Source organism: Hymenobacter canadensis (assembly GCF_027359925.1).
GTDB classification, from domain to species: Bacteria; Bacteroidota; Bacteroidia; order Cytophagales; family Hymenobacteraceae; genus Hymenobacter; species Hymenobacter canadensis.
In genome coordinates, this window is record NZ_CP114767.1 from 1,107,266 (window position 1) to 1,134,228 (window position 26,963).

Annotated in this window: 25 protein-coding genes; 6 read left to right on the forward strand and 19 right to left on the reverse strand. The window is 60.9% G+C overall.

Translation table 11 applies throughout. From position 1 onward, the window contains the following. Nucleotides 1–154 precede the first annotated feature (154 nt). The 5 genes from O3303_RS04750 to O3303_RS04770 all read right to left on the reverse strand — a co-directional run bounded on the left by O3303_RS04750 (nt 155) and on the right by O3303_RS04770 (nt 5,000). Complete coding sequence (locus tag O3303_RS04750; RefSeq protein WP_269560921.1) at nt 155–2,089, reverse strand: KUP/HAK/KT family potassium transporter; 1,935 nt, start codon at nt 2,087–2,089, stop codon at nt 155–157. Between the two features lie 121 nt (nt 2,090–2,210). Further along, nucleotides 2,211–2,762 carry a hypothetical protein gene (locus O3303_RS04755; RefSeq protein ID WP_269560922.1) on the reverse strand — a complete coding sequence of 184 codons (552 nt, stop codon included), beginning with the start codon at nt 2,760–2,762 and terminating at the stop codon, nt 2,211–2,213. A gap of 95 nt (nt 2,763–2,857) precedes the next feature. Then, nucleotides 2,858–3,496: a BamJ family beta-barrel-assembly machinery protein gene (bamJ, locus tag O3303_RS04760; RefSeq protein ID WP_269560923.1), complete on the reverse strand. Its 639-nt coding sequence runs from the start codon at nt 3,494–3,496 to the stop codon at nt 2,858–2,860. A gap of 256 nt (nt 3,497–3,752) precedes the next feature. Continuing rightward, a complete protein-coding gene (locus O3303_RS04765; RefSeq protein WP_269560924.1) occupies nt 3,753–3,887 on the reverse strand; it encodes a hypothetical protein in 135 nt (44 codons plus the stop codon). A 147-nt stretch (nt 3,888–4,034) separates the two neighbouring features. Next, entirely contained in the window at nt 4,035–5,000 is a 966-nt protein-coding gene (locus O3303_RS04770) for an alpha/beta hydrolase (protein WP_269560925.1), read from the reverse strand. Between the two features lie 287 nt (nt 5,001–5,287). On the opposite strand from O3303_RS04770, the gene O3303_RS04775 reads away from it, so the two are divergent. Next, complete coding sequence (locus O3303_RS04775) at nt 5,288–5,800, forward strand: hypothetical protein (RefSeq protein ID WP_269560926.1); 513 nt, start codon at nt 5,288–5,290, stop codon at nt 5,798–5,800. Between the two features lie 115 nt (nt 5,801–5,915). On the opposite strand, the gene O3303_RS04780 is transcribed toward O3303_RS04775, so the two are convergent. The 4 genes from O3303_RS04780 to O3303_RS04795 form a co-directional block, all read right to left on the reverse strand. Continuing rightward, complete coding sequence (locus O3303_RS04780) at nt 5,916–7,025, reverse strand: OmpA family protein (protein WP_269560927.1); 1,110 nt, start codon at nt 7,023–7,025, stop codon at nt 5,916–5,918. A gap of 67 nt (nt 7,026–7,092) precedes the next feature. Next, the gene (locus O3303_RS04785; RefSeq protein ID WP_269560928.1) at nt 7,093–7,968 is read right to left on the reverse strand and encodes an aldo/keto reductase; all 876 of its coding nucleotides are present in this window, start codon (nt 7,966–7,968) and stop codon (nt 7,093–7,095) included. Between the two features lie 40 nt (nt 7,969–8,008). Then, nucleotides 8,009–8,371, reverse strand: a complete 363-nt coding sequence (locus tag O3303_RS04790; RefSeq protein ID WP_269560929.1) for a hypothetical protein — start codon at nt 8,369–8,371, stop codon at nt 8,009–8,011. 325 nt (nt 8,372–8,696) lie between these two features. Beyond that, on the reverse strand, nt 8,697–9,767 hold the full coding sequence (locus O3303_RS04795) for a serine hydrolase domain-containing protein (protein WP_269560930.1): 1,071 nt from the start codon (nt 9,765–9,767) through the stop codon (nt 8,697–8,699). A gap of 246 nt (nt 9,768–10,013) precedes the next feature. Here O3303_RS04795 and O3303_RS04800 point away from each other — a divergent pair, with 246 nt between their 5' ends. Both O3303_RS04800 and O3303_RS04805 read left to right on the forward strand, forming a co-directional pair. Further along, nucleotides 10,014–10,511 (forward strand): DoxX family protein, encoded by a 498-nt coding sequence (locus tag O3303_RS04800; RefSeq protein ID WP_269560931.1) that lies wholly within the window; start codon nt 10,014–10,016, stop codon nt 10,509–10,511. After that, on the forward strand, nt 10,498–10,869 hold the full coding sequence (locus O3303_RS04805; protein WP_269560932.1) for a hypothetical protein: 372 nt from the start codon (nt 10,498–10,500) through the stop codon (nt 10,867–10,869). Before O3303_RS04800 ends, O3303_RS04805 begins: the two co-directional genes overlap by 14 nt. Nucleotides 10,870–10,948: 79 nt before the next feature. On the opposite strand, the gene O3303_RS04810 is transcribed toward O3303_RS04805, so the two are convergent. The 3 genes from O3303_RS04810 to O3303_RS04820 all read right to left on the reverse strand — a co-directional run bounded on the left by O3303_RS04810 (nt 10,949) and on the right by O3303_RS04820 (nt 13,696). Next, nucleotides 10,949–11,434 carry a hypothetical protein gene (locus tag O3303_RS04810; protein WP_269560933.1) on the reverse strand — a complete coding sequence of 162 codons (486 nt, stop codon included), beginning with the start codon at nt 11,432–11,434 and terminating at the stop codon, nt 10,949–10,951. A 99-nt stretch (nt 11,435–11,533) separates the two neighbouring features. Then, nucleotides 11,534–13,357: a peptidoglycan D,D-transpeptidase FtsI family protein gene (locus tag O3303_RS04815; RefSeq protein WP_269560934.1), complete on the reverse strand. Its 1,824-nt coding sequence runs from the start codon at nt 13,355–13,357 to the stop codon at nt 11,534–11,536. 138 nt (nt 13,358–13,495) lie between these two features. Continuing rightward, the gene (locus O3303_RS04820) at nt 13,496–13,696 is read right to left on the reverse strand and encodes a hypothetical protein (RefSeq protein ID WP_269560935.1); all 201 of its coding nucleotides are present in this window, start codon (nt 13,694–13,696) and stop codon (nt 13,496–13,498) included. A gap of 495 nt (nt 13,697–14,191) precedes the next feature. On the opposite strand from O3303_RS04820, the gene O3303_RS04825 reads away from it, so the two are divergent. Continuing rightward, nucleotides 14,192–14,863: a hypothetical protein gene (locus tag O3303_RS04825; RefSeq protein WP_269560936.1), complete on the forward strand. Its 672-nt coding sequence runs from the start codon at nt 14,192–14,194 to the stop codon at nt 14,861–14,863. Nucleotides 14,864–14,983: 120 nt separating this feature from the next. Here the strand turns inward: O3303_RS04825 and O3303_RS04830 are convergent, their stop codons facing one another. The 7 genes from O3303_RS04830 to O3303_RS04860 all read right to left on the reverse strand — a co-directional run bounded on the left by O3303_RS04830 (nt 14,984) and on the right by O3303_RS04860 (nt 24,577). Then, a complete protein-coding gene (locus O3303_RS04830; RefSeq protein ID WP_269560937.1) occupies nt 14,984–16,225 on the reverse strand; it encodes an ImmA/IrrE family metallo-endopeptidase in 1,242 nt (413 codons plus the stop codon). Nucleotides 16,226–16,351: 126 nt separating this feature from the next. Next, nucleotides 16,352–19,837 carry a methylmalonyl-CoA mutase family protein gene (locus O3303_RS04835; protein WP_269560938.1) on the reverse strand — a complete coding sequence of 1,162 codons (3,486 nt, stop codon included), beginning with the start codon at nt 19,835–19,837 and terminating at the stop codon, nt 16,352–16,354. Between the two features lie 141 nt (nt 19,838–19,978). After that, nucleotides 19,979–20,854: a carboxypeptidase-like regulatory domain-containing protein gene (locus tag O3303_RS04840; protein ID WP_269560939.1), complete on the reverse strand. Its 876-nt coding sequence runs from the start codon at nt 20,852–20,854 to the stop codon at nt 19,979–19,981. Between the two features lie 77 nt (nt 20,855–20,931). Further along, nucleotides 20,932–21,795, reverse strand: coding sequence for a carboxypeptidase-like regulatory domain-containing protein (locus O3303_RS04845; protein ID WP_269560940.1), 864 nt, complete (start codon nt 21,793–21,795; stop codon nt 20,932–20,934). Nucleotides 21,796–21,881: 86 nt separating this feature from the next. After that, complete coding sequence (locus tag O3303_RS04850) at nt 21,882–22,733, reverse strand: hypothetical protein (RefSeq protein ID WP_269560941.1); 852 nt, start codon at nt 22,731–22,733, stop codon at nt 21,882–21,884. A gap of 136 nt (nt 22,734–22,869) precedes the next feature. Continuing rightward, on the reverse strand, nt 22,870–24,102 hold the full coding sequence (gene fdhA / locus O3303_RS04855; protein ID WP_269560942.1) for a formaldehyde dehydrogenase, glutathione-independent: 1,233 nt from the start codon (nt 24,100–24,102) through the stop codon (nt 22,870–22,872). A gap of 67 nt (nt 24,103–24,169) precedes the next feature. Then, on the reverse strand, nt 24,170–24,577 hold the full coding sequence (locus O3303_RS04860; RefSeq protein ID WP_269560943.1) for a GlcG/HbpS family heme-binding protein: 408 nt from the start codon (nt 24,575–24,577) through the stop codon (nt 24,170–24,172). A 288-nt stretch (nt 24,578–24,865) separates the two neighbouring features. On the opposite strand from O3303_RS04860, the gene lepA reads away from it, so the two are divergent. Continuing rightward, nucleotides 24,866–26,653, forward strand: coding sequence for a translation elongation factor 4 (gene lepA / locus O3303_RS04865; RefSeq protein ID WP_269560944.1), 1,788 nt, complete (start codon nt 24,866–24,868; stop codon nt 26,651–26,653). A 113-nt stretch (nt 26,654–26,766) separates the two neighbouring features. Further along, a complete protein-coding gene (locus O3303_RS04870; protein WP_269560945.1) occupies nt 26,767–26,958 on the forward strand; it encodes a hypothetical protein in 192 nt (63 codons plus the stop codon). Nucleotides 26,959–26,963 lie beyond the last annotated feature (5 nt).

Here is a 26,963-nt window from a genome sequence, read left to right on the forward strand (position 1 = left end):
GAGGTCTGAAGGGAAGAAAAATCTTCATTAAATGCAAGTATTCGGCTAGCCTAATTTTTTGAGGCGCCTCAGACTAGGCTGCGGAAACGCAAAAGCGCCTCACTAGCTGGTAGTGAGGCGCTTTCGACTGAAAGGCGGCAGCGGTGGCCGGACGCTAGGAGATACGCTTGAGCGCTACGTCGCGGACGGGCGTGATGACGAGCGGCACCTTCTCCACTTTCACGGAGCTAGTATCAAGACCGAAGTATTTGTCTTCCGACGCAATGAACTGCTTGATGTAGAAGTAGGCCTGCATGACCAGCTTCTCCACCCACGGAAACTCGTTTTCCACCGACAGGAACTTCTCCAGCACCACGAAGCGGAAGTCGCCGGTAACGTGCTGCTTGCTCAGGGATTCGTAGCGCGAGGTGATGTCCACTTCCTTGTTGCGCACCAGGTCTTCCACCACTTTGCGGAAGTACAGGTTGATGCGCTGCTCCACCCGGAAACCCAGCCGGAACGTGATGCGGAAAGCATCGTCGTTGGCCAGCTCCACTACTTTGTATTCCATGGTATACGGCTCGTCGGTGGTGTCTACGTGCACAAACCAGTAGATATCGGCCCGCTTGGGGCGCTTCTGGAAGATGGAGTAGATGATCTTGCTCTCGATTTCCGAAGCTCGCTCCGCCGACGTCATAAACACCAGGTGAGTGGAATATTTCGGCACCGTATCGTCGTTGGACAGCTCCCGGAGGGCATCCATATACGGCTCGATCTTCACGAACTCCGTGAGGCGGCGCTTGATGTAGAAGGCCCGCAGCCACACGTACATCACGGTCATCAGCGTGGCGCCAATGGCCAGCGACACCCAGCCGCCGTGTGGGAACTTGATGAGGTTGGCAATCAGGAACGACCCCTCAATGGCTCCATACACCAGCACAAACAGCGCAATAGCCGCCAGCGGCACCCGCTTGGTGCGCAGCCAGATAGTGAGCAGAATGGTGGTCATGAGCATGGTCAGGGTGATGGCCAGGCCGTACGCCGCTTCCATGTTTTCCGACTTCCTGAAGTACAGCACCACCGCCACGCAGCCCAGCAGCAGCAGCCGGTTCATGCTGGGCACAAACAGCTGGCCCTTCACGTCGGTGGGGTAGTTGAGCTTCACTTTGGGCCACATATTCAGGCGAATGGCTTCTGCCACCAGCGTAAACGAGCCCGTGATAAGCGCCTGCGAGGCAATGATGGCCGCAATGGTTGCAATGCCGATACCGATGAGCAGAAACCACTCGGGCATCAGCTCATAGAACGGGTTGCGCTTGTTGAGCATCTCGCCCTGATGCGCGAGCAGCCAGCCGCCCTGGCCCATGTAGTTGAGCACCAGGCAGGTTTTCACGAACACCCAGCTGATGCGGATGTTGCCTTTGCCGCAGTGGCCCAGGTCGGAGTAGAGGGCTTCGGCCCCGGTGGTGCACAGGAACACGGCCCCCAGCAGCCAGAAGCCGCCCGGGTAGTTCACCAGCAAATCGTAGGCGTAGTAGGGGTTGAGGGCCTGCAGGATTTCCGGATGCTGCAGAATGCCGCTCACGCCCAAGGCAGCCAGCATCGAAAACCAGATGAACATGATGGGCCCGAAGGCCTTGCCCACAATCTGGGTGCCGAAGCTTTGCAGCAGGAACAGCCCCGCAATAATGCCAATGACGATGGGCACCGTCGGGATATTCGGGTACACGGCCTCCAGGCCTTCAATAGCCGACGATACCGAAATGGGCGGCGTAATCACGCCGTCGGCCAGCAGGGCCGAGCCGCCGATGATGGCCACGGCCGACAGCCAGGCGCCCCGCCGCCGCACCAGGGCGTAGAGCGAGAAAATGCCCCCTTCGCCGTTGTTGTCGGCGTTGAGCGTGAGCATCACATACTTGATGGTGGTCTGCAGAGTCAGGGTCCAGAAGACGCAGGAAATGCCTCCGAGAACCAGCATGGGCGTAATCTGCTCCGGCACAATGGCCTTCATTACGTAGAGCGGCGATGTGCCGATGTCCCCGTAAATAATGCCGAGGGCAATGAGCAGACCCGCCGTGGAAATGGCCGTGTGCGAATGTTTGGCGTCCATGTGTGGAATAAGAGAAGGAAATAGTGCCGGGAAAAGCGCCCAAAGGTAGGGGAAGGCGCGCAAACGTGGCCTTACGCAATCCGCGTAAAGAAAGCCGGGGTACAAAAGAAACGGGTGGCGCCTATTCCATTGTCGGCCTTTCCGGCGGTAACAGGGCGGCCTGCGCGGCCCACAGCGCCTCAGCGGCGGCACGGGCGGCTTCATCATGGCGGCGCTGAATGCGGCGGTTGGCTTCCGATACCAGCTTCTGCCAGCCGAATAGTTCGCCGGGCAGCGCGAAGTGGGCCGTTTCGCGTCCCAGGCGGTGCAGGCGCAGTCGGTTGGTGCCGCGCTGGCCCCAGGCCAGCAGCAGGGCCCCCACCGTGAGGCCCAGGGCGGCCGGCATGGTGCGCAGCCAGTTCTGCAGCAGCCCCAGCAGGAAGCCGGCCAGCGTGAAGCCCCCCAGCAAAAACCACAGCAACCACCGCACATGCTGCACCTCCACGGCTTCCAGCTCCAGCAGCGCATAGCGCTGCCCGTTCACTTGCAGCGAGTCGTCGGTGAGCACCAGGCGGCCGTCGTCGCTGCGCAGGGTGGGCAGCGGCGGTGGCGGCGGCGCGGGCTGCGGCGAGTAGGCCGGCTGGTGCGGCGCGGCCGAATCGGCAGAGAAGTCTTCAGTGGGGGATTCAGACACGGCAGGGCTAAAACAAGTTCGCCCGGCTACCACAGAGCCGCGCACCCCGAATGGGGCGGCAGCTGCCACAGCAGCCGGGCGAAAAACCGGTTACACTAGTTGTTGACTTTCAGCAGCTCTACGTCGAAGATGAGCGCCGAGTCGGGGCCGATGTCGCGGCCGGCGCCACGCTTGCCGTAGGCCATATCCGACGGGATGTAGAGGCGCCACTTCGAGCCTTCGGGCATCAGCTGCAGGGCTTCTGTCCAGCCCGCAATTACCTGGTTTACGCCAAACGTAGCCGGCTGGCCGCGCTGGTAGGAGCTGTCGAATACGTTGCCGTTGAGCAGCGTGCCGTGGTAGTGGGTGGTTACCTGCGAGGTAGGGCCGGGCTTGCGGCCGCTGCCTTCGGTCAGCACTTCGTACTGCAGGCCGCTGGGCAGCGTCGTGATGCCGGGCTTGCTTTTGTTTTCGGCCAGGAAAGCCTCGCCTTCTGCTTTGTTGTTGTTCATGGTTGCGTCGTTTGAGGTGTCGTCGTCGTCGTCTCCTTCGGGGCCGCCCATCTGCTGCTGCAGCTGCATCATGGCTTCCTGGATCTGCTCCTGGCTGAGGCGGCTTGGCTCGCCGCTCAGGCCTTCCTTCATGCTGGCCGCCAGAATATCAACGTCCAGGTCCAGGCCCTGCTGGGAGAAATTGCGGGCCATGTCGCGCCCGATGATGTAGCTGATCTGCTCTTTGAGGCTACTCAGGTTCATAAATCAGTGGTTTTGGCTAATTCCGGCCCGATGCGGCACTACGCCGCCCGGCCGGAAGCACAGCCGATGAGAGATACCCGGAGCCCACAGCAGGCTTCCGGACTGTGAAGTACCGAAAACAGTTGGGAATGGATGTGGTTTTTTGCAGCTAATCTGCTAAGCTCCTGATTCTGAATCAGGGATTGTTCGTGGCCCTAACGCAAACGAACCCCGCCGGTGGGCAGGGTTCGGGCAAAAGCACGGGAAAAGTGGCGGCTTAGAAGTGCAGCTCCTCTTCGTCACGAAGGTCAAAAAACAGGTTCAGATCCAGAACCTGCGCGGCCAAGTAGCTCAGCGAGCCGAGGCTTCCGAGTACCAGCAGCGAAGAAAGGGCGGTGTTGCGCTTTGTCATGGCAATGGTTGTATGTAAATGCAAATCAGCTTGATGGCTGCAAAGGTAAGACAGCCATGTTGATAAATTGTTATGCAAGCATCATATTTTTGTTGCCCTGCGTGCAGCCGGGAAGCTGCCTGGCCGCCGCCGCTCCGCTCTCAGGGCTCAGGGCTGCGGAAATACTTTGTTCAGAAAGCCGACGGTGTAGTCCAGCGTGGGCGTGAACCACGGATGAAACAACGGAAACGGGTGCGGCGCTTCCGGGAAATAGTGCAGCTCGGTGTAGATGTGCAGCCCCATGAGCTGGCGCATCATGTCGTCGCGGCCGGCGTGCATGCGGGCCACGCCGCTGTTGATGAACAGCATGGGTGGGGTGGCGGGGCTGAGGTGGCTGAGGGCCGAGCCCTGCCGCCACAGCTCGGGGCGGGTGAGCTTGTTGCTGCCAAACCACTGCGTAGCGGCCGAGAGGTTCCGGCTGTCGTCGCCCTCGCCCGATTCCGGGTGCAGGAACGCCAGGATTCCGTCCACATCCACAATGGCCTGCACGCTGCTGGAGCGGCTCCGGAAGCAGGAGCCGGCTTCGTAGAGCGGGTCGCCGTTGGTGGTGCCTACCAGGGCCGCCAGTTGGCCGCCCGCCGAGAAGCCCCACACGGCCACGCGGCTCGTGTCGAGGCTGTATGGGCGGGCGTGGGCGCGCAGCCACCGCAGCGCGGTTTTCAAGTCCTGCACGGCGGCCGGGTAGGGCGCTTCCGGACTCAGGCGGTACTCGGCCGTGACGGCCACAAAGCCCTGCGCCGCCAGCTGCTGGGCCAGGGGCACGTGCTGGCTCCGGTCGCCGGAGCGCCAGCCGCCGCCATGCACGATGAGCACGCCCGGAAACCGTTGGCGCCGTTTGCCGTGCGGGTAGAACACGTCCAGCTGCAGTGCCCGCCCGCCTTCGGTGCAGTACGTGAGGTTCATCTGGCTCCGGATGGTGGCTGGCACCGGCGGCCGGGCTATGCTGATGTAGGGGTGCTGCACTTTGGCCTTGGTGTAGGCGCTGTAAGTGGTGAACGAGGTGTCGCGCGGGGCTGCCGGCTGCTGGGCCCCGGAGTGCTGCGGCCCCAGAGTTCCGGCCAGCAGCAGTATCAATAGAGAACAGGAACAGGCGAAGCGCGACATGTGGCAGGCAGTGAAAAGTCGGGGAAGATCGTGCCCCTAAGCTACGGCTTACCGCCGGGCTGCACCGGACGGCTGGCAGGAACCGGTTCGTTAGGGTTTGGGCGCGCCACATTGGGGAGTAAGAGCCTGGGGCAGCTTCTGCTTGGTACGCCGCTGGTGCCGCTGGATTTCAGTGCTTCGCCTGGCGTTTCGAATAGTTGCTGAGGTGAATTCTTCCGTAGATTGCGCCCACTTTACCTTACCCCTCACTTTCGATTATGAAGTACATTCTTACCCTCGCGGCCGTGCTCACCATCCAGCAGGCGCAGGCCCAGATCGGGCTGATAATGGGCGGAACTCGGGCCGCGGTGTCGGTGGCTACGCTGGCTGCCCGCCAGAAAAAGGCGAAGGCCGCCGCCCCAAAAGATGCCGCCCCAAAAGCCGAAGGAGCTGCCGCCACGCCAACGCTGGGCCGGGGCGTTACGCTGTTCACCTACCACGGGGAGAACGTTCAGCGCAAACGCACGACCGAAGCCACATTCAAAGGCAAGGGCGGCCCCGAGATTCTGGCCCTGGAAGCCCTGCTGGAGCAGCGCCACCAGGCCCTGCTGGCCGACTCCACCGCCTCGGTGCTGACCCCAGAGCAACTGACGGCCCTGACTACCGCCGCCCGCACGGCCGCCACCGCCCGCCCCGACTGGAACTACGCACCCTATCAGCAGGAGCTGGCTTTCTACCAGAAGGAAGAGCAGCGCCGCCAGCCAGCCGCCCAGCCGGTGCCGGCCAAGTAAGACGCCAGCGTCAGGAATTGTCTGCAAAAGCAAGTGGCCGCCTCTGAGCTCAGAGGCGGCCACTTTTCCTTTATAAGCTGGCCCTACCCGGCAGGGGCTCTTGCGCCCAACTGCATCACTCCGCTTCGGCCGACACTTCCACGCGGCGGTTGCGGGCGTCGGGCGAGGGGTAGAGTGGGCGGGCGTCGCCGTAGCCGATGGTGCTGATGCGCGCTGCGGCCACGCCCAGCTGCACCAGGCGCTGCTGCACGGCCTCAGCCCGCTGCTCGCTCAGGATTTGGTTTTTCTGTGGCTCCCCGATGCGGTCGGTGTGGCCGGCCACGCGCAGGCGCAGAGTGGGGCGCTGCAGCAGCTCGGCAGCCAGCTGCAGCAGCGCCGGCAGCGCTTCGGGTAGCAGCTCGGCCGTGCCCAGCCGGAACAGTACGGTGGGCAGAACCATAGGGGCAGCCGTTACCATGGGCGCTGGTACGATGGGCGCAGCCGTTGTGCCGGGCACCGGCCGGGCAGTATCGGGGAGGATGGCGGCAAGGGGGCGGGGCGCTAGTGGTGCTACTTTGGCTACTGGGCCCGCCGGGGGCGTGCCAGTCACCTGAATAGTGATGGGCACGGCCGTGCTCTGGCGGGTGGGGTAGTAGCTCTGGCGTAGGTAGAAGGTGGTGGCTTTGGTGAGGGTGGTGCGGTAAACGTTGCCGGTAGCTACGGGCTGTTTAAGGCTGGCATCGGTGTACCACAGCACGTTGCGGCCCGACACGCGCAGGGTGGTTTCGACGCCGGCCGGCACGGTGGCCGCCGATTTCAGCCGGATGCGGTAGAAGGTGAGGGTGCCGGTGTCGCAGTCGCCGCGGGGGGCGTAGGTGGCGCGGCCGGTTAGCTTCTCCAGGGCGGGGTCGTAGGTGAAGCTGATGGCGCCTTCGCACCAGTAGGAGAAGGTGGTGCGGCCGGTTTCGGTGAGCTTGCGCACGTGTTCCAGCCGCAGCCCGCCAGCCGTGCGCGTACCGGCCATCTGAAACGTAACTGACACGCCGGGCTCCGCGCCCACTTCCTGATACAGCACCCCAAATACGTTGGTGCCGGAGCTTTTCTGCAGCCGAAGCACCGCCGGCCACACGGCCCCGGGCTCCCCGGTATCAGTTTCTACGCCCTGCCATTCGCCCGTCAGGGATTGGGCCTGCGCGGAAGCCAGGCTCAGCAGAGCCAGCACCACCAACCAAAAGCTGCGTTTCATGCCACGAAGTAAAATCAGATTCGCCGAAAAGAGTCGGTCCTGGCGGCGGGAGGTTGCAACCGGCCCGCTACTCCAGATACGCCATTTCCTCGGCACTCAACCGGATAGCGGCAGCGGCCAGGTTCTCGTGCAGGTGAGCCAGCCGGGAGGTACCCGGAATCGGCAGCAGCCAGGGCGACTTGTGCAGCAGCCAGGCAATGTTGAGCTGGGCCTCCGTGACGCCGTGGCGGCGGGCTACTTCGGCCACGCGGGGATCAGCCTGGGGCAAAGCGTGCAGCAGCGAGAAGAACGGAATAAGCGGGATGCCGTGCTGCTCGCACAGATCCAGCACTTCCGCGCCGCCGGGGTTGGTGCCGTGGGCGTGCGCCAGGGTGGTGCGCTGGGCGTGGCCGTACATGTTCTCGACGGTGGCAATGGGGCCCTGCTGCAGCCCCGCTTCCAGCTCGGCCCGCGTGACGTTGCTCAGGCCCACGTGCAGCACCTTGCCCTCGCGCTGCAGCTCAAACATGACGCCCAGCTGCTCGTCGAGCGGCACCGGGCCGTGGCCCATCAGGCGTAGGTGCACCAGCTGAATCTGCTCCTGGCCCAGGGTGCGCAGGTTGTTGTCGATGCTGGCCCGCAGCTGCTCGGGGCGGTTGTAGGGCACCCAGCTTTTATCGGGGCGGCGGGTGGCGCCTACTTTGGTGCAGATCACCAGGTTGGCCGGGTAGGGGTGTAGGGCCTCACGCAGCAGGCGGTTAGTCACGTCCTCGCCGTAGTAGTCGGCCGTGTCGAGGAAGGTAACGCCCGCGTCCACGGCTTCGCGCAGAATCTGCAGGGCCTCGGGGCGGTTGGCCGGCTCACCCCAGATGTCGGGCCCGGTGAGGCGCATGGTGCCGTAGCCCAGCCGCGCCACGGTGAGCGGGTGGGCAGAGTGCGGGGCAATGGTGATGGTGGACGTCATAGAGGAAGGGATGAGGGGAAGGGTAGAAGGATTGTCTGGGTTAGGAGCCCGGTTGCTCCCGCAGCACTTGTTCCAGAAATGCCTGGGGATTCGTCAGAAACCGCACGGCCCGCGACTGTTCGATAAACGGCAGTAGCTCCGACAGCTGCGGCGGCAGCAGTGTCCCGGTGGCATCCAGCAACACGAGGTCTTGCTGCTGACATTGGGTAAGAGTGGCTTTCAGAAAAGGCGCGGCCTGAGCGGGCGCACGCAGGTCGGTTCTGAACTGGAATTCTTCTACAAAGTTTCCTTCGGCGTCAAGGCCTAAATGGCAGTCGTGGTCCGGGTCGGTTTCATCATCTTCCACTTTCCAAAACACGTCGCGCGAGTCGCCCCATTCGGCGCGGGGCAGCAGGGCATCCATAACTGCGGCTAACGGGGCAGCCGCTACGCGCTGCCCCGCCCACCAGTCGTGTAAAGCAACTGGTTTAGTTTCGGAAGACCGGCTCGGCGGGAGCCGCTCGGGTAGGTAGCCAAAGTGGGCGACTACGCCCGCCCGGGGCAGAACGGTTAACGGATATTGCCAGATTGCCATGTGCTGAAGTGGTTGTGAGGAGCAATGTTACGCTGTGGCTTCGTTTCATGCGAGTAGAGGCAGTAGCGCGAACTGTGTAGTTCGCGCCCCGGAACGACAATCAACCAAACGGCGCGGAGGCGCGAACTACACAGTTCGCGCTACTGACAGCTTCTCAACGAGCCGCCTTATAGATCTTATCGGCCAGCACTTCCAGGTCGGCGGCGTCGGTGTTGGTCAGCACAAGTACGACATGGCGGAATTCCGGGTCGGTGAGCAGGACGGAGTTGAAGCCCTCGATGCTGCCGCGCCGTTCCAGCACGGGTTGAGGCAGGGTTTTGTCGTTGTAGTAAAAGCCGATGGTGGGGTAGCCGCGGGCGTAGTCGATGAAAGCCGACTGCTGAGGCTGCCGCACCAGCGCGGCCGTGGTAGCGGCCGACAGCAGCGTGTGGTGGCGCAGGGCTTCCACCAGCCGTAGCAGATCGGCGGCGGTGGAGTAGATGGCCCCGGCCCCGGCATAGTTGGAGAGGTAGCGGGGCGCATCGTTGCGGAGCGTGTCGCGGGCGGTGCCGGCCCCGAAGGTGTAGTTGTGGTAGCCGTAGGCCAGGCGCGGTATCACCCGCTCTTCCTGCACCACGCCCGAGTCGTGCATCCGGAGCGGCGTCAGGATGCGGGCTTGCAGCAGGCGGGCAAACGGCTGCTGCGTCACCACTTCCAGCACCCGCGTCAGCACCACGTAATCCACGTTGTTGTAGTGAAACGTGCCGGGCCGGCGGGCTTCGTCGCGGCGCACAAAGCGGCTGACGTACTGGGCCGGCGAGTACGGGGCGGCGTAGGCCTCCTTGGGCTCATTCTGCAGGCCCGAGTGATGAGTGAGCAGGTCCAGCAGGGTGATATCCTGACAGCTGGCCGGCAGCTCCGGCAGGTACGCGCCGGCCTTGTCCGTGAGGCGAAGCCGGTTTTGCTCGACCAGCTGCAGCACCAGAATGGCCGTGAACGTCTTCGACAGCGACGCAATGGGAAAGCGGGTGTCGGGGCCGATAGCAACGGCGAACTGCCGGTTGGCCAAGCCGTAGCTGAGGCGGGTGACGGGCCGGTCCTCGTGGGCCACCAGTACCGTCCCGCTGAAGTGGCCGGCCTCGTATTCGGCCCGCAGCAGCCGGGCAATGGAGCGTTGAGCGTAGCTCCCAACGGGCAGCAGCAGCAACCCCACCACCAGCATCCGATACCAGAATAAAGCAGTCATAATCAGGAGTAGATACGATAAGTACGGCCCGAATTCCGGGCGGCTGACGATGCCCAATGCCGGGGCAGAACCGGCCCCAACCGGCGCAAATGCGCGAAAAAGGTCCTATATCGGCTTGGTTGGGGTGTCAATATATGAATTGGGGCACCGGGCACCGGGGAGTTGCCGTGCTTTGTCTTACTTCCCGGCTAATTTGGTCTGGGAAACTCCGACGCGTTATTTCATTCACTTCCAACCCCCGCTGACATGCTCCGCATCCTCCGCCCCCTTCTCGAACCTCTTGTGTTGCCGCACTGGTGGCAGGATGCCGTGCTGCTGCTGCCCCGCGTGGTGTGCGGCTACCTGCTGACCGCCGAGTTCGGGTCTGACAAATTCGGGCTGCCCTGGTCGCCGGCCGACAGCAACCTGGGGCTGTTCGAGGTGGCCTTCTGGTTCCCTGGCGACGTGGCCAATTACGGCGGCATCTTCGCGCTGTTTCCGGCTTTCTTCGCCTGGATGGGAGCCGCCAGCGAGGCAGTGGGCGGACTGCTGCTGCTGCTGGGCCTGGGCACCCGGGTGTCGGCCTTCCTGATTATTTGCACCATGCTGGTGGCCATTTTTATGCAGCAACTGCAGCAGGGCATGTGGAACATGCTGCCCGCCGCCGGCTTCCTGTGGGCCGCGCTGCCCGCGCTGGTGCTGGGCTCCGGCCGCTTCGGAATTGATTATCTCCTCGCTAAACCCCGCCGCCATGAAAACGCCTAGCCTGCTGCTCCTGCTACTCACCCTCGGCAGCCTGCTGCTGCCCGGCTGCGTGCAGCCCGCCCACGACAAAACCGTGGTGTACCTGCTCGATGTGCGCGACCTGCCCAACGTGCGCCAGGTGGGCCTGCGCGGCCGCGACAAACCCCTGAGCTGGAACCAGGACCTGCCCCTCACGCCCGCCAACCCCGACAGCAGCCTCTACCGCGCCGTCGTGACGACTCACACCGGCTACCTCCTCACGGAAGTGAAGTTCACCGTCAACGGCGAGTTTGAGTTCAAGGACGCTGATAACCGCCGCGTCGAGTTCGGCCCCGGCGACACCACCGTGTACCGCGCCCGGTTCAACGTGCGGCCGTGAGGATTGCCAGCAAAGTATGCCGTTACCCAATTGGGGTGGCTCGGGGCTGCTTGTTTCTTCGCCCCGCCAAAGCAGCGTTTCACTTCTTCAGCACCAATTCCGCCTTCGTGATTTTTAGCGTTGGATTGTCGGCCGCCACCAGCCGGGCTTTGAAGGTGTAGGTAGCATTTTCCGGAATCGTGACTTCGCTGTTCTTGCCCGAAAAGCTCCACTTAGTTTTACCATTAATGGTCGTCTTCACTTCGCCAACGCTCACGTTTTTGTCGGTGGGGTCTAGTTCAGCCTGCTGGAATGCAGCACCATTCTTCAGGATAAGCACTTGAAACCGGACGGGCGCCTCGCCCTGATAAGACAGATCCATATCCGACCAAATGGCAATGGCATCGTCTTTTTTTAGCGGCAGGCTCACTTCGCGAAATGCCTCGTTCCCCGGCGTACTGAGGGCATTGATGGGTAGGCGGGCAATTTCTTTCCCAAACAATGTGTCGCAGGCACTTAGCGACATAGCCAGTAGCAGGATGGTTACTAATTTGACTGATTTCAACAAGGGAAGAGGTTGTTTCATGATAAAGTAGAGAGCAAAAAGATACTGCAAGGTAGCGGATGCCCGGATTGTCATCCGTAGGATTTACGTTTTGATGCTTTGGTCAACTCTGGATCAGCGCTACTCCCGTCGGGCCCGGCTCATGATGCGCCGTTCCCAGTTTTTGCGCTTGGGGGCGATACTGCCGCGCAGGTATTTTTCCATCACCAGCACGGCGCAGGGGGCGGCGGCGGTGGCCCCGAAGCCGCCGTTTTCCAGGTACACGGCCACGGCAATTTTGGGGTTGTCGGCCGGGGCGAAGCCGACGAAGGCGGCGTGGTCGTCGCCCTCGTCGTTTTCGACGGTGCCGGTTTTGCCGGCTACCGTGATGCCCACGTCGGCGAGGCTGGAGGCGTCGGCGGTGCCGCCGCGCTCCATTACGGCCACCATGCCGGGCACCAGGGCCGCGAAGTGGGCGCTGTCGATGAGGGTGTGGCGCTTCTGGCGGAAGCGGGGCAGCGGGCCGCCCGCGCCCACGCCGCGCACCAGGTGGGGCGGGTAGTACCAGCCCCGGTTGGCTACAATGGCCGCCATGTTGGCCATCTGCAAGCCCGTCAGGTTGATTTCGCCCTGGCCGATGCTGAGCGAGTAGATGGAGCGGTAGGTCCAGCGGCGGCTGCCCCGGGTTTTGTCGTAGTAGGAGGCCGTGGGCAGGAAGCCAGGGGCCTCCCGGGGCAAATCCACGCCCAGCACCGAGTCGAGGCCGAAGGAGCGCACGTAGCGCCGCCACTGCGTCAGGTTGACGTGGCGGGCCGCTACGGTGTCCTGCACCAGCGAGTCGGGCACGTGGTTGATGACGCCCTGCATCACCTGGTAGAAGTAGGGGTTGCAGCTGTACTTGAGGCCCAACGTGAGGCTGGTGGCCGGCCGGTGGTGGTGCACGCAGCTCACCAGGCTCTGGTCGCAGCGGAAGGCGGTGGTGGGGCTGATGGCGCCCAGCTGCAACGCTACGGCCGCATTCACCAGCTTGAACACCGAGCCGGGCGGGTTGGCTAGCATGGCGGGCCGGTTCAGCAGGGGCATATCCTCGTGCTCCAGCAGCTCGGCCCGCACCCCGGCCTGGTCGGGGGCCGCCACGGCGCTGGCCGGGTACACGGGGCCCGAGACGTAGGCCAGGATTTCGCCGGTGCGGGGGTCGAGGGCCACGAGGTAGCCTTTGCGGCCGCCCAGCAGCTTCTCGGCGTAGGTCTGTAGCTTCACATCCAGGGTGAGGTGCAGATCCTGGCCCTGCTGAAAGGCGGTGTCCTTGGCCCAGCTGCCGTGCTGGCGGCCCTGCTTGTCGAGCAGCGGGTGCAAGTAGCCGCGGTGGCCGTTGAGCAGGCCGTTGTAGTAGCTTTCCACGCCGCCGTTGCGCAGGCGGTAGAAGCGGCCCCGCCCGGTGCGGCGGGCCTGCCGGTAGAAGCTCTGGGCCTCGGCGCTGAGGTAGCCCAGCGCATGGGCGGCGGCCGGGGACGTATACACCCGCCGCCGCTGCTCCACCAGTTTCAGCTGGGGCCAGGCGGCACTATCCTGGCGCACGCGCTGTATTTCAGCGGCGCTCAGGCGCAGCAGGCCGGGGTAGCTGCCGGGGCCGGCGCCCGGGTAAGGCAGGGCGTCCTGGATGCGGCGCCGCACGGTGGTGGAGTCCCAGCCCAGCAGCTCACCCAGCGCCAGCGTATCGAGCGGGTAGCGGCGCGGCAGCTGCAGCAGAAACAGCGGGCGGGTAGCCACCAGCACCGAGTCGTGCCGGTCGAGGATGCGGCCGCGCTCCGGCACCTGGGGCAGCACCACGCGGCGGGCTGTGTAGCGCACGCGCACGTCGGGAGCGGTGGGGAGGCCGGGTTGGGAGTCGGGAGAGGAGCAGGCGGCCAGACCGGCCAGCAGAGCCAGCAGGCCGGTTTTCCACCGAAAGAGAGCAGTGCGCATGGGGTAAAGCTAGCCAATTGCCGGGCTTCGGCGGCGCGGTTTTCGGTGAACGGGGGGCGGGGCCCGGCCGACTGGCCGGCAAATGTGCTGGTGTTACCAGGGGCCCGGGACTGGTGCGCGGTAGGGCAGTATCGGAACTCAGGCCAGCGGAATCGGGCTTTCGTCGTCGTTGAGGCCGGCGGTGAGGGCGTTTTTGATGAACTGCTTTTCGTAGTGCCGGTTGCGGCGGCTCTTCTTGGCCTCGGCCCGCTTGCCCAGTCGCTTATCGACCACGATTTCGCTCAACTGGTTCAGGTCGGCGAGCTGTTGGATGTCGTTGGGGGAGTTGCGCCGGGCCATGAAGCAGCAGGAGAAAGTTCAGGCTGCTAACCCGGGGCCGGGGCGAAAGTTCGGACGGGCGGGCCTCAGGCTCTTACTACCCCGTGTAATCAGATGGCAGGAAGCCCTTGCCCATGGGCAGGTTCAAGAGGAAGACAGGGTGTTGCGCCTTAAGCAGGAGGTGTTTTGCTTCAGTCAGGATGGGTTACGTGTTTGTTGGGAGGTGTTTACGGGTAGTCAGGACGTGTTTTGCTTCGCTCAGAGGGTGTTTCGCTTTAGTCAGGAGGTGTTTTCTATCGCTCGGGAGGTGTTATCGATTAGGCAGAGGGTGTTTCGCTTTGGTCGGGAGGTGTTTCGTCTTAGTCAGAGGGTGTTTTGCTTTGCTCAGGAGGGGTTTTTGGAGGAATAGGAGGGGTATTTGGGTGGTTGGTATTGTTGGGTAATTCGGATACATTGGTTTCGGTAAGCAAGGGCTTATCACGCCAGGCAGAGCGGTTCTGCTATGTATATAGTTCTATGGATAAGGCAAGAGAAGACCAGTTAGTGATGTGTGGGCAGGTGGTGGATTTCGTGACGGAAAACAAAGAGGATCTGGAGGCCAGCGAGGTAGCCGCTGAACAGGCCGACGAGGTAGCGGAGCACTACGCGCAGGTGGACGGCGCCCGGGCCGGCACGGCCAAGCGCACCAAAAACCTAACGGGCGACGCCAAAACAGCCAAGAAGATGTTGCTGGAGCTACTGCCGGCTTTGCTGGGCCCGCTCAGCCGCATTGCCACCCGCCTGCAGGACAACGACCTGCTGGCCTCGGTGACGCTGAGCAGCAAGCAGCTGCGGAAGTTGCGGCCTCTGGCCTTCGCGGCGGTAGTAGAGTCGGTGCTGACCAGTGCCGCCCGCCCCGAGGTGGTGCCGGAGCTGGCCAAGCAGGGGCTCACAGCTAAAGCCCTCCAGCCGCTGCGCGACGCGCTGGCAACCTTTAAAACGGCGCAGCCCGCCACGCGCAAAACCATCAACGAGCGGGTAGTGGCCGGGGCCGCGCTGGAAGAGCTGGTGGATGCCCTGATGGACGAGGTGCGCCAGCTGGACGCCGACATGAAAGCCTTTAAGCTGCTGGACCGGGAGCTGTATAAAGGCTACACCCAAGCCCGCAAGCTGGTAACGACGGGCGGAAAAGGTAGTGGGGTGGTGTAGCTTGTATAAGTAGTGTCAAGGAAATGCGACCGGCCCGCTTCCTTAGTTGGGGAGCGGGCCGGTTTGTGTTTTGTGCTGGTACGAATTTAGGTCTAGCCGTAACTTGTATCAGATGGGTCGTTATATAACTAATTGACTTTGGTAATCATGCATTACCTGTCCGATGGACCTTGTTCTAGAATTGTCAGTGAATTTACCAAGCTCTTTTAATCTATTTATTATAGAAGTTTTAGATAATTCAAGGCGTATAGACATAGCATTGATAATTTTTACAAAATCCCTAATACTACCAGATTGATCATCTACGTACAGGTGACCTTCTCTTACACCAAACTTTCTTTGATATTGTAATAGCATAGCCATAAGAGGCACCTCTGGCATTGTTAAACAGGCTGCGAAGTAGTTTGCTTGCCATTCGATCCATTGCTTTTCATTTTTTAAGCTGTGTTTGTTCGTTTTAAAATTGTACTCTGAATCAGGTAATGTGTTGATTAGCTCGCTTTCAATTATTGTTCCGTCATGGATTACGCTATGGCCAATCTCATGAGCTAAAACAAATTTGTATCTTTTTGATTTATACAAGTTATGGTTGACCTGGATGGTTTGATTACTGACATCAAAGCATCCGAATGTAGCTGCATCGTTAGTGTTTTTTATCTTGAGGCCTAAAATTTTATTTGTGTATTTGATCAAGTCGTCTATGCATAAAATTCTTTCGCCTTCTAGTATTCCTGGGTCTATATGGTTCAAAACTTCGTTGGCTATTAGTTTTATATCTTTTTTTGAGTAATTTATAATATTGTTTTCGATACCCTTTATATTTTGAAATGCTTTGATTAGTGTTGAGTCTATTTCCTTTTCTAAGTATTGTTCTCCTTGGTCTAGATTGGCTTTATTTTTATTGTAAAATTCTATAATTGTATTTGTCTTTAATTTATTGAACAATATAACGTTGTAATGATTGCTTGTGTCTACACTAATAAGCATTATGCCTTGTGACTCAGCAAAATTGTGAGCAGACTTTTGAAATCTACTTGTAGTTATAAATATTGCCTTAGAATTTCTAGGGGCTACTTGCTCAATCTTCTTGCAAAAAGCTTCGAGCCTGTCTATTGATATAGGTGTTTTATAGTCTTTGCACTCTATTATATAAATAAGAGAGTATTTGTCAGCGCCAGGAGGTTGAACTTCTATTGTTAAATCGAAAATAATATTTCCTTTTCTGTCATGTGAATAATATGGTTCTTTGTTTTTTATTTTATATGCGTCAGCCATAACAGCAATTCTTTTTTCCTCTATCATAGTTTCAACGACGCGTAAAGCCCTTTCTTCAAAAGCATCCCCTTTTGCGGTAGTATTCATAATGCCAGGTTTCTACAAGTGGTAGCTAATATAAAAGAGAATGGTTCTATACGCGGCTGACAGGTGTCAATTCGTGTATAAAACCATTCTTATCAAATGGCTTGATTCAGCCAGAATATCTAAATATTACATATTCCTTCTATACTGCCCACCAACCTCGAACAGCGCATTCGTAATCTGGCCCAATGAGCAGAACTTCACGGTTTCCATCAGCTCGGCGAAGAGGTTGCCGTTGGCAATGGCGACTTGCTGGAGCTGCTTGAGGCGGGCTTCGGTCTGGTCGGCGTTGCGGGTGTGCAGGATGTTGAGCATCTCAATCTGGTACTGCTTTTCCTCGTCGGTGGCGCGGATAACCTCGGCGGGCACCACCGTGGGCGAGCCTTTGGAGGAGAGGAAGGTGTTCACGCCGATGATGGGATACTCGCCGGTGTGCTTGAGCATCTCGTAGTGCATGCTTTCCTCCTGAATCTTGCCGCGCTGGTACATGGTTTCCATGGCGCCCAGCACGCCGCCGCGCTCGGTGATGCGGTCAAACTCCAGCAGCACGGCCTCTTCCACCAGGTCGGTCAGCTCCTCGATGATGAAGGAGCCCTGGAGCGGGTTTTCGTTTTTGGCCAAACCCAGCTCCCGGTTGATGATGAGCTGGATGGCCATGGCCCGGCGCACCGATTCCTCGGTGGGCGTGGTAATGGCCTCGTCGTAGGCGTTGGTGTGCAGGGAGTTGCAGTTGTCGTAGATGGCGTAGAGGGCCTGCAAGGTGGTGCGGATATCGTTGAAGTCGATTTCCTGGGCGTGCAGGCTCCGGCCGCTGGTCTGAATGTGGTACTTCAGCATCTGGCTGCGGGCGTCGGCGCCGTACTTCAGCTTCATGGCCTTGGCCCAGATGCGGCGCGCCACGCGGCCGATAACGGCGTACTCGGGGTCGATGCCGTTGGAGAAGAAGAACGAGAGGTTGGGCGCGAAGTCGTTCACGCTCATGCCCCGGCTCACGTAGTACTCCACGAAGGTGAAGCCATTGGAGAGCGTCAGGGCCAGCTGGGTGAGCGGGTTGGCCCCGGCTTCGGCAATGTGGTAGCCGGAAATGGACACCGAGTAGAAGTTGCGGACCTTCTCCTTGATGAAGTATTCCTGCACGTCGCCCATCAGGCGCAGGGCGAATTCGGTGCTGAAGATGCAGGTGTTCTGGGCCTGGTCTTCTTTGAGGATGTCGGCCTGCACGGTGCCGCGCACCTGGCTGAGGGTGCGCTTCTTGATGGTTTCGTACACGTCGGCGGGCAGCACTTGGTCGCCGGTCACGCCGAGTAGCAGCAGGCCCAGGCCGTCGTTGCCGGCGGGCAGCTCGCCCTGGTAGCGGGGGCGGGTCTGGCCTTGGTAGAGGGCGTCAATTTTCTGGTTTACCTCGGCTTCCAGGCCGTTCTCCTTAATGTAGAATTCGCACTGCTGGTCGATGGCGGCGTTCATGAAGAAGGCGGCCAGCGTGGCGGCGGGACCGTTGATGGTCATCGACACCGAGGTGCTGGGGTTGGCCAGGTTGAAGCCCGAGTAGAGCTTCTTGGCGTCGTCGAGGCAGGCGATGCTCACGCCGGCGTTACCGATTTTGCCGTAGATGTCGGGCCGCACGTCGGGGTCTTCGCCGTAGAGCGTCACCGAGTCGAAGGCCGTGCTCAGGCGCTTGGCAGGCAGGCCCATGCTCACGTAGTGGAAGCGGCGGTTGGTGCGCTCGGGGCCGCCTTCGCCGGCAAACATGCGCGTCGGATCTTCCCCCTCGCGCTTGAAGGGGAACACGCCGGCGGTGTAGGGAAACTCGCCGGGCACGTTCTCCTGGAGCTGCCAGCGCAGCAAATCACCCCAGGCGGTGTAGCGCGGCAGGCTGACTTTGGGAATCTGCTGGTTACTCAGGCTGGTGGTGTGGGTCTGGATGCGGATTTCCTTGTCGCGCACCTTGAACACGAACTCCGGGGCCTTGTAGGCGGCTACTTTAGCCGGCCAGGTTTCCAGGAGTTTCCAGTTCTGCCCGTCCAGCCGGAGTTTGACCTCCTCGAAGGTGCTCTCCAGGCCGGCCACGAGGCTTCCGGGTGTGATTCCAGCGCTGCCGTTCCCGCTGCCAGGTCCGCCAGCTGATGCGTTTCCGAGACTTTGGACGGCTCCGACGGCTTGTCGGATGCCGTAGAGCTGCTGAGCGGTGTCAGCCTGTTTAAGAACCCACTGGTCATATTGGCGGTTGGTTTCGGCGATTTCGGAAAGGTAACGGGTGCGGTGCGGCGGGATGATGTAGATCTTCTCGGAGTCTTCCTTCGAGGTTTCGAGGTGGGAGGCGAAGGGCACGCCGGTCCGGTCTTCTACGGTACGCAGGATGGCGCGGTACAGCCGGTTCATGCCCGGGTCATTGAACTGGCTGGCGATGGTGCCGAACACGGGCATGTCATCGAGGGGCTGGTCCCAGTGGCCGTGGTTGCGCTGGTACTGCTTGCGCACGTCGCGCAGGGCGTCGAGGGCGCCGCGCTTGTCGAACTTGTTGAGGGCAATGACGTCGGCGAAGTCGAGCATGTCGATTTTCTCCAGCTGGGTGGCCGCGCCGTACTCGGGCGTCATCACATACAGGCTGGCGTCGGAGTGCTCGATGATTTCGGTGTCACTTTGCCCGATGCCGGAGGTTTCGAGGATGATCAGGTCGAACTCGGCGGCGCGCACCACGTCCACGGCGTCCTGCACGTACTTGCTCAGGGCCAGGTTGCTCTGGCGCGTAGCCAGGCTGCGCATGTACACCCGCGGCGAGTTGATGGAGTTCATCCGGATCCGGTCGCCGAGCAGGGCCCCGCCGGTCTTGCGCTTGCTGGGGTCGACGGAGATGATGGCAATGGTCTTCTCGGGGAAGTCCATCAGGAAGCGCCGCACCAGCTCATCTACGAGGCTGGACTTGCCCGCGCCGCCGGTGCCGGTGATGCCCAGGATTGGGGTTTTAGTGGTCAGTTGTTGGTTGTCAGTTGTCAGGTCGTTCTGTTGATTGCCGTTTTCACTAACAACTGACAACTGATAACTAGCAACTAATGCCTGGCGCACCTTCTCAAACTCCTCGGGGAAGTTCTCGGCGGCGGAGATGAGGCGGCCGATGCTGCGGGCGTCCTTTTCCTTGAGGTGGGTGACTTCACCGTTCAGGTTCTGGCCGGTGGGGAAGTCGCAGCGCTGGAGCAGGTCGTTGATCATGCCCTGCAGGCCCATGGCGCGGCCGTTGTCGGGCGAGTAAATGCGCTCGATGCCGTACTGCTCGAGGTCGGCAATTTCGGTGGGCAGGATCACGCCGCCGCCGCCGCCGAACAGGCGTACATGGCCCGCGCCGCGCTCCTTGAGCAGGTCGAACATGTACTTGAAGTACTCATTGTGGCCGCCCTGGTAGCTGGTGATGGCAATGGCCTGGGCATCTTCCTGGATAGCGCAGTCCACGATTTCCTGCACTGAGCGGTTGTGGCCCAGGTGGATGACTTCGGCGCCGCTGCTCTGGATGATGCGGCGCATGATGTTGATGGCGGCATCGTGCCCGTCGAAGAGCGCGGCGGCGGTGACGATGCGGATATGGTTCTGGGGCTTATAAGGAGCGGCAGGAGCTACGGACATAGCGCGGGGATGTTGGGTGGAATTTGGGGTAGCGAAGGTACGCAAAAAGCCCCGGCGCGGTAGCGTCGGGGCTTTCAGGAGAAACTAAGCTAAGTGCTTGGCTGATTTATTATCCTCCAGTTTAAGCAACTAAGAATGGCACTAGCCTTTGGGACTCAGTGCCGTGACGTACAGGCTCACATTGACAGGTTGTACTTTCCACTGGTCTTCGGACTTGTCGCGGAAAACCATACGGTGGGTAGTTGACAAAGCCGCCGGGATGGTCAGGCAATACCAGTCTTTTTTCACGTCGGGGTCGCCCCCCAGCCATTCCAAGGTGATGGCCACCCGCTTTTGCTGCGCCACATTCACTTCATAGGGTTTAAGGTCGATGTGCTGCCATCCGGTAGCATGGTTGGCTACCGTGAACAGAATATCCCGGGTTAGCAAGCTGGCCGCCGGATGATCCTGGACATCCAGTGCGCGCACATTAAGCCGGAAGCGCAGGTTTTGGAAGTCATTCTGCCCGAAATGCACATAGGCATCTTCCAGGTAGCTGCCGGGCGCAACGTGCAGAATGGTGCCTACTTCCCGGCCCAGCTTCTGAGCAGGATCTTTATCAACATTCAGATGAAAGTTGTAGAAGGTGATGCCCCAGGCACCGTCCCGGCCAATGCGGTGTCGTTTCCAGCTTTTGGCACTTACCTTAACTTCTTGCAGCGCGTGGGCCTGCGGCTGTAGCTGCACAACCGGCTGCCGACTGAAGGCCGCGGCCAGCACCTTCCGCGACTGGTACCCGACGCAGGAGACAACCACTGTATCGGTAGGGGCGGCGGCCGTGAACGGGGCAAGCGAAAATGCGCCCTGCGCATTGGCCACTGTACCGATGGGTTTGCCCAGCACTCCCACAGAAGCGTAAGCCACCGGAGTTCCGCTTGGGGTGCTGATCAGGCCTTGTTCAGAAGACTGAGCCGCCGCTCCCACAGGTATAGCGAGGCAAAACAAGCACATGCGCGAAGCGCAAATCAAAGAATTCATAGAGGCAGAATGGATAAGGGTATCGGTTGCATAAATAGAGGCCGTTCACTGGCTACTCCGTTGCATCTGACTGCAGCCTAATCCTCCAGCACCGTAAAATACAGGCTCGGCTGCAGGGCGTGCAGCGTCCAGGCGGCCTGGCTGTTCTCGCGCTCCACCATCACCTGCTTGTTCTGGCGCGTGACGGGGACGGAAAAGTACTTGTCCTCGGGGTCGGTTTTCTCACTTTGCAGCCACTGAATAGTAGCCGCTACCGGCTCGGCAGCCAGTTCCAGCGCGTAGGGGCGCAGGTCAACTGTGAGCCAGCCGCGGGCCTTGTTCTCGCAGCTGAGCTGGATGTCTTTGGTGAGCAGCGCCCGGCCCGGCCGACCGTTTTCCACAGCGTACAGATTCAGGCGGAAGCGCAGCAGCTGGTAGGTATTGGTGGCGAGGAAGACGTGAAACTCCTCCAGGTAGGCGCGCCGGGTGGGCCGCAGCAGCGTGCCTACTTCCCAGCCCCATTCATCGTCCACGGTCTCCTTGCCGCTGGAGCCGGCCGTCCAGAGCACGTCGCCGGTGGATGTGCTGCGGCCCAGCAGGGCCGGGTGCACCCTGGAGTGCTCCACCACGGCTCCGCTGAGCGCCACGGCCTGCGGCCGTACCCGCACCACCCGCTGGCCGCCCAGCAGCGCGGCGGGCGCCACAGCCGTGCGCAGAAACCCCACGCTGGTTACCACGAGCGTGTCGGTCAGGCCGGGCGGGAGGCGGAGCAGGTAGCGGCCCTGCTCATCGGCGACGGTGCCCAGGCTACGGCCCACCACGCCCAACGTGGCAAACGGTACCGGCTCGTCGGTCTGGTCGTTCAGCACCTGGCCTTCCACCACCTGCAGGGGAATAGTTTGGGCCTTCGCAAAAGGAGAGCAGGCGCCCAGCGCCCCAATAAACAATAACGTCCGAATCATAAGTAAGCACTTGGCCCGCCACGGGCGGGCCAGGATAACTAAAGCAGTAGTAAGGAAAAATGGTGTGTGGAAGGCTCGGTTATGTTTCAGCCGAAATGGACGCCATGGCTCAATACCAGCCGGCCCACTACCAGCGCCCCGGCCAGTAGCAGCAGCAACCCCAGCGCCAGCCGCGGCCGGCCCGGTTGCGCAATGGTGCCCTCAAAAAACTCAGTGCTGCTGGCCATGCCCATCGGGCCCAGCAGCAACAGCAGCAGCACGGCGTGGAGCTGCTCGGTGAGGGTTTGGTCGGGAAAGTAGAAAGCTGCCAGCAGGAGGGAGCCTACCACCCACGGCACCACCACGGTAGCCAGCAGCAGGCGGCGGCGGTTGTGGTGCTGCATCAGCGTGATGGAGTCGTGGCTTTGCAGAAACACCCGCGCCGCCAGAAACCCCAGGCCAATCTGCGCCGCGGCGGCCAGGATGGCCACCCCCACGTTCAGCCCGTTGCCGGCCCGGAACAGCCAGCTCGGCACGTACCACGCCCCCGACTGCGTAAGCGTATCGGCGGCCAGCACGCCCAGTGACAGGTTGCAGCCGTGCAGCATCACCCACAGCAGAAACTGCTTGAGCAGGCCCCGCTGCAGCCGCGCCCGTTTCCAGAACCACGCCAGCGCCACCAGCGCCGCCCCGCCGCACACCACCGGCCCAATACCGTACACCGCCACCACGGCCGTCTGCCACCACTCTGCATCTGCCAGTTGAAACTGCACGCGGCCAAGCTGCCACACGCCCCGGATGCCCAGTCGCGCGGCCATACATATAGTGGAGAGCTGATAAAGGCCCTGAAGCAGCAGATACGCCAGCAGGTAGAGGATGGTGGCGTTGGCGGCCGCCAGCGTGGCTTTGCCGGTATCCGACTGCGCGAGAGGGTGACTGGAAGAGGATGAGGTATCCATAGAATAGGAAAGGCGGGCACTAAAAGTAGAAACTTGCCGCCGGATGCGTGGCATCTACTGAAGCCGGAACGCGAAACGGCCGGACCACCCTGTAGGGCGGCCCGGCCGTTGGTGCTGAGGGCAAGCAGCTCTGACGTTACGCCGGCTCCTTGTCCTTCTTCTTGGCTTTGGGCTTGATGTCCGGAATCATGTTGTGGGGGTTGATAACGAACTTCTTGGCCACGCCGCTGTCAAATTCCTCGTAGCCGCGCGGGGCGTCGTCGAGGCTGATGACTTCCACGTTCACGGCTTTGGCAATCTGCACCTTGTCGTACAGAATGGCCTGCATCAGCTGGCGGTTGTAGCTGAGCACGGGCGTCTGGCCGGTGTGCAGGGAGTGGCTCTTGGCCCAGCCCAGCCCGAAGCGGATGGACAGGCTGCCTTTCTGCGCGGCTTCGTCCTTCGAGCCCGGGTCCTCGGTCACATACAGGCCGGGGATGCCGATGGAGCCGCCCGCCCGCGTGATTTCCATGAGCGAGTTGAGCACGGCGGCCGGCACTTCCGTCTTGGAGTCGGTGCCGTGGCCGCTGGCCTCGAAGCCCACGCAGTCGATGGCGCAGTCGATTTCCGGCACGCCCAGAATCTGGGTGATTTGCTCGGTGAGGGTGGCGTCCAGCGTCAGGTCAACGGTTTCGCAGCCGAAGGAGCGGGCGTGGGCCAGACGGGCCTTATTCATGTCACCTACAATCACCACGGCGGCACCCAGCAGCTGCGCCGAAGCGGCAGCGGCCAAACCTACCGGGCCGGCTCCGGCCACGTACACCGTCGCGCCCGGGCCTACGCCAGCCTTCACGGCGCCGTGGAAACCAGTTGGGAAAATGTCGCTGAGCATGGTCAGGTCCCGGATTTTCTCCATCGCCTGGTCTTTGTCGGGGAAACGCAGCAGGTTGAAGTCGGCGTAGGGCACCATGACGTACTCGGCCTGGCCGCCAATCCAGCCGCCCATGTCCACGTAGCCGTAGGCGCCACCGGCGCGGCCTTCGTTCACGGTCAGGCAGATGCCTGTTTTCATCTCGCGGCAGGTGCGGCAGCGGCCACAGGCCACGTTGAACGGCACCGACACCAAATCACCCTTCTTGAGGAACTCCACGTCGGCCCCCATTTCAATCACCTCGCCCGTGATTTCGTGGCCCAGCACCAACCCCGACGGGGCCGTGGTCCGGCCGCGCACCATGTGCTGGTCGGAACCACAGATATTGGTGGACACCACTTTCAACACCACGCCGTGCGTGATTTTCTTGCCTTTCGGGTTCTTCAGTTCCGGAAACGCAATGTTTTGCACCTCGACTTTGCCGGGGCCGGTATAAACAACGCCTCTGTTATCAGCCATGTGAGTAGGAATGTAAGTGGAGAGATAAAAAAAGCCCGCCCCTGAAACAGGAGCAGGCGGGTATTCTTTAGCGGCCTTCCACGGCCTGTACCCCAGCTTCGGCCACGGTGTGGTCGTTCTCTACCGAGTCGCCCGACACGCCGATGGCGCCGATGATTTTGCCCTCGGCGTTCTTAATCGGAATGCCGCCGGGAAAAGTGATGAGACCCAGGTTGGAGTGCTCGATGCCGAACAGTGAGCCGCCGGGCTGGGAGAGGCCCCCGATGGTGCCGGTGGGCATGTCGAAGTAGCGGGCCGTTTTGGCCTTCTTAATGGAGATGTCCAGCGAGCCGAGCCAGGCGTCGTCCATGCGGGCGAAGGCCGTCAGGTTAGCGCCGGCGTCTACCACGGCAATGTTCATCTTTACGCCCATTTCCAGGGATTTTTCGTGGGCGGCTTTGATGGCGGCCTGGGCTTGTTCGAGGGTGATGCTCATGGGTTGTGGGAAAGTGGAAAGTGAGGAAACGATGTACCAACAACGTAATTCACGACTATTTGGCCAACTTGCCTCGCCGGGTTGCGACGATCAGTACCCACTTTTGCGACGATTGTACAGCAAATCTTACCCCGGTGCCAACGGCGTTAGTCGGTGATGTGCCGAACACCCGGTTTTGCAAGGCCACCGCCAAGCCGTGGCCGGGTGCCGAAACGGGGCCGGCAGGGGAGGTTATTAGCTTTTGCAAGCCGTTTGCCGTATCTTCGCCCTCGGAAAAAACCGCCTCTAGTGAAGAACATCCGCAATTTCTGCATCATCGCCCACATCGACCACGGCAAGAGCACGCTGGCCGACCGCCTGCTGGAATTTACCAGCACTGTCTCCAAGCGCGACATGCAAGCGCAGCTGCTCGATAACATGGACCTGGAGCGGGAGCGGGGCATCACCATCAAGAGCCACGCCATTCAGATGCAGTACCCCTACAAAGGGGAAATCTACACGCTCAACCTGATTGACACGCCCGGCCACGTCGATTTCAGCTACGAAGTTTCGCGCTCCATTGCGGCCTGCGAAGGTGCTTTGCTGATCGTGGACTCGTCGCAGGGCATCGAGGCCCAGACGATTTCCAACCTGTACCTGGCCATCGGCTCCGACCTGACCATCATTCCGGTCCTCAACAAAATCGACCTGCCGCACTCCATGCCGGAGGAGGTCAGCGACGAAATTGTGGACCTCATCGGCTGCGACCGGGACGAAATCATCCCCGCTTCGGGCAAGTCGGGTATCGGTATCGAAGCCATCCTGAACGCCATCTGCGAGCGGGTGCCCGCCCCCAAAGGCGACCCGGATGCGCCGCTGCAGGCCCTGATTTTCGACTCTGTTTTCAACTCCTACCGCGGCATCGAAGTCCTGTTCCGCATCAAGAACGGCACCATGAAGAAGGGCGACAAGCTCCGTTTCATGGCTACCGGCAAGGAATACGGCGCCGACGAAATCGGTATCCTGGGCCTCAACCAGGAGCCACGCCTCGAAATCGGGGCCGGCAATGTGGGCTACCTCATTTCGGGCATTAAGGAAGCCCGCGAAGTGAAGGTCGGTGACACCATCACGCACGTAGCGCGGCCTACCACCGAAGCCATCCAAGGCTTCGCCGACGTGAAGCCGATGGTATTCGCTGGTATCTACCCGGTAGAAACCACCGAGTATGAGGAGCTGCGTTCCTGCATGGAAAAGCTTCAGCTCAACGACGCCTCTTTGGTGTGGGAGCCCGAAACGTCGGTGGCCCTGGGCTTCGGCTTCCGCTGCGGCTTCTTGGGCATGCTACACATGGAAATCGTGCAGGAGCGCCTGGAGCGCGAGTTCAACATGACGGTGATTACCACCGTGCCCTCGGTGCAGTTCCACGCCACCGGCACCAAGGATCAGCGCCTGGTTATCAACGCTCCGAGCGAGATGCCCGAGCCGAACATGATCAAGCTGATTGAGGAGCCCTACATCAAGGCCCAGATCATCACGGCCGCTGATTACGTGGGGCCCATCATCACGCTGTGCATGGAGAAGCGTGGCATCATCAAGGGCCAGAGCTACCTGACTTCCGAGCGGGTGGAGCTGTCGTTTGAGTTGCCGCTGTCGGAAATCGTGTTCGACTTCTTCGACAAGCTCAAGACCATTTCGCGCGGCTACGCCTCGCTCGACTACGAGCTGATCGGCTTCCGCGAGTCGGACATGGTGAAGCTGGATATTATGCTGAACGGGGAGAAGGTCGATGCGCTGTCGGCCATCGTGCACCGCTCCAAGAGCTACGAGTGGGGCCGTCGCCTCTGCGAAAAGCTCCGCGAGCTGCTCCCGCGCCAGCAGTTCGAAATTGCCATCCAGGCCAGCATCGGGCAGAAAATCATTTCGCGGGAAACCGTGAAGGCCCTGCGCAAAAACGTAATTGCCAAGTGCTACGGCGGCGACATCAGCCGCAAGCGCAAGCTGCTCGAAAAGCAGAAAGAAGGCAAGAAGCGGATGCGCCAGGTGGGCTCCGTAGAAATTCCGCAGGAGGCCTTCCTGGCCGTCCTCAAAATCGATTAACCAAGTGGAACGCGCCCCATCGGGGCGCGTTTTTTTTGGGCTCACACCGACAACCCATTTCTCACCTCATACACTTCTTGACACGGCGTGCTATGATTTACTCATTCTAAGACATGTCCTCAACCCTTCTCAAGAACTGTACGAGCCAGGAGCAACTGGAAAAGATCATCAAAGGCCAGGAGCGTAAGTTCCGGTGGAGAGACGACTGGCCAACGATGGAAGCCGCCCTGCAGGCCGCTGGCACCGCTGCCATTGCCGCCCACGAAAGCAAGAAAACCTCTGACCAAGCTCAAGACCCTGCTTAACTGCC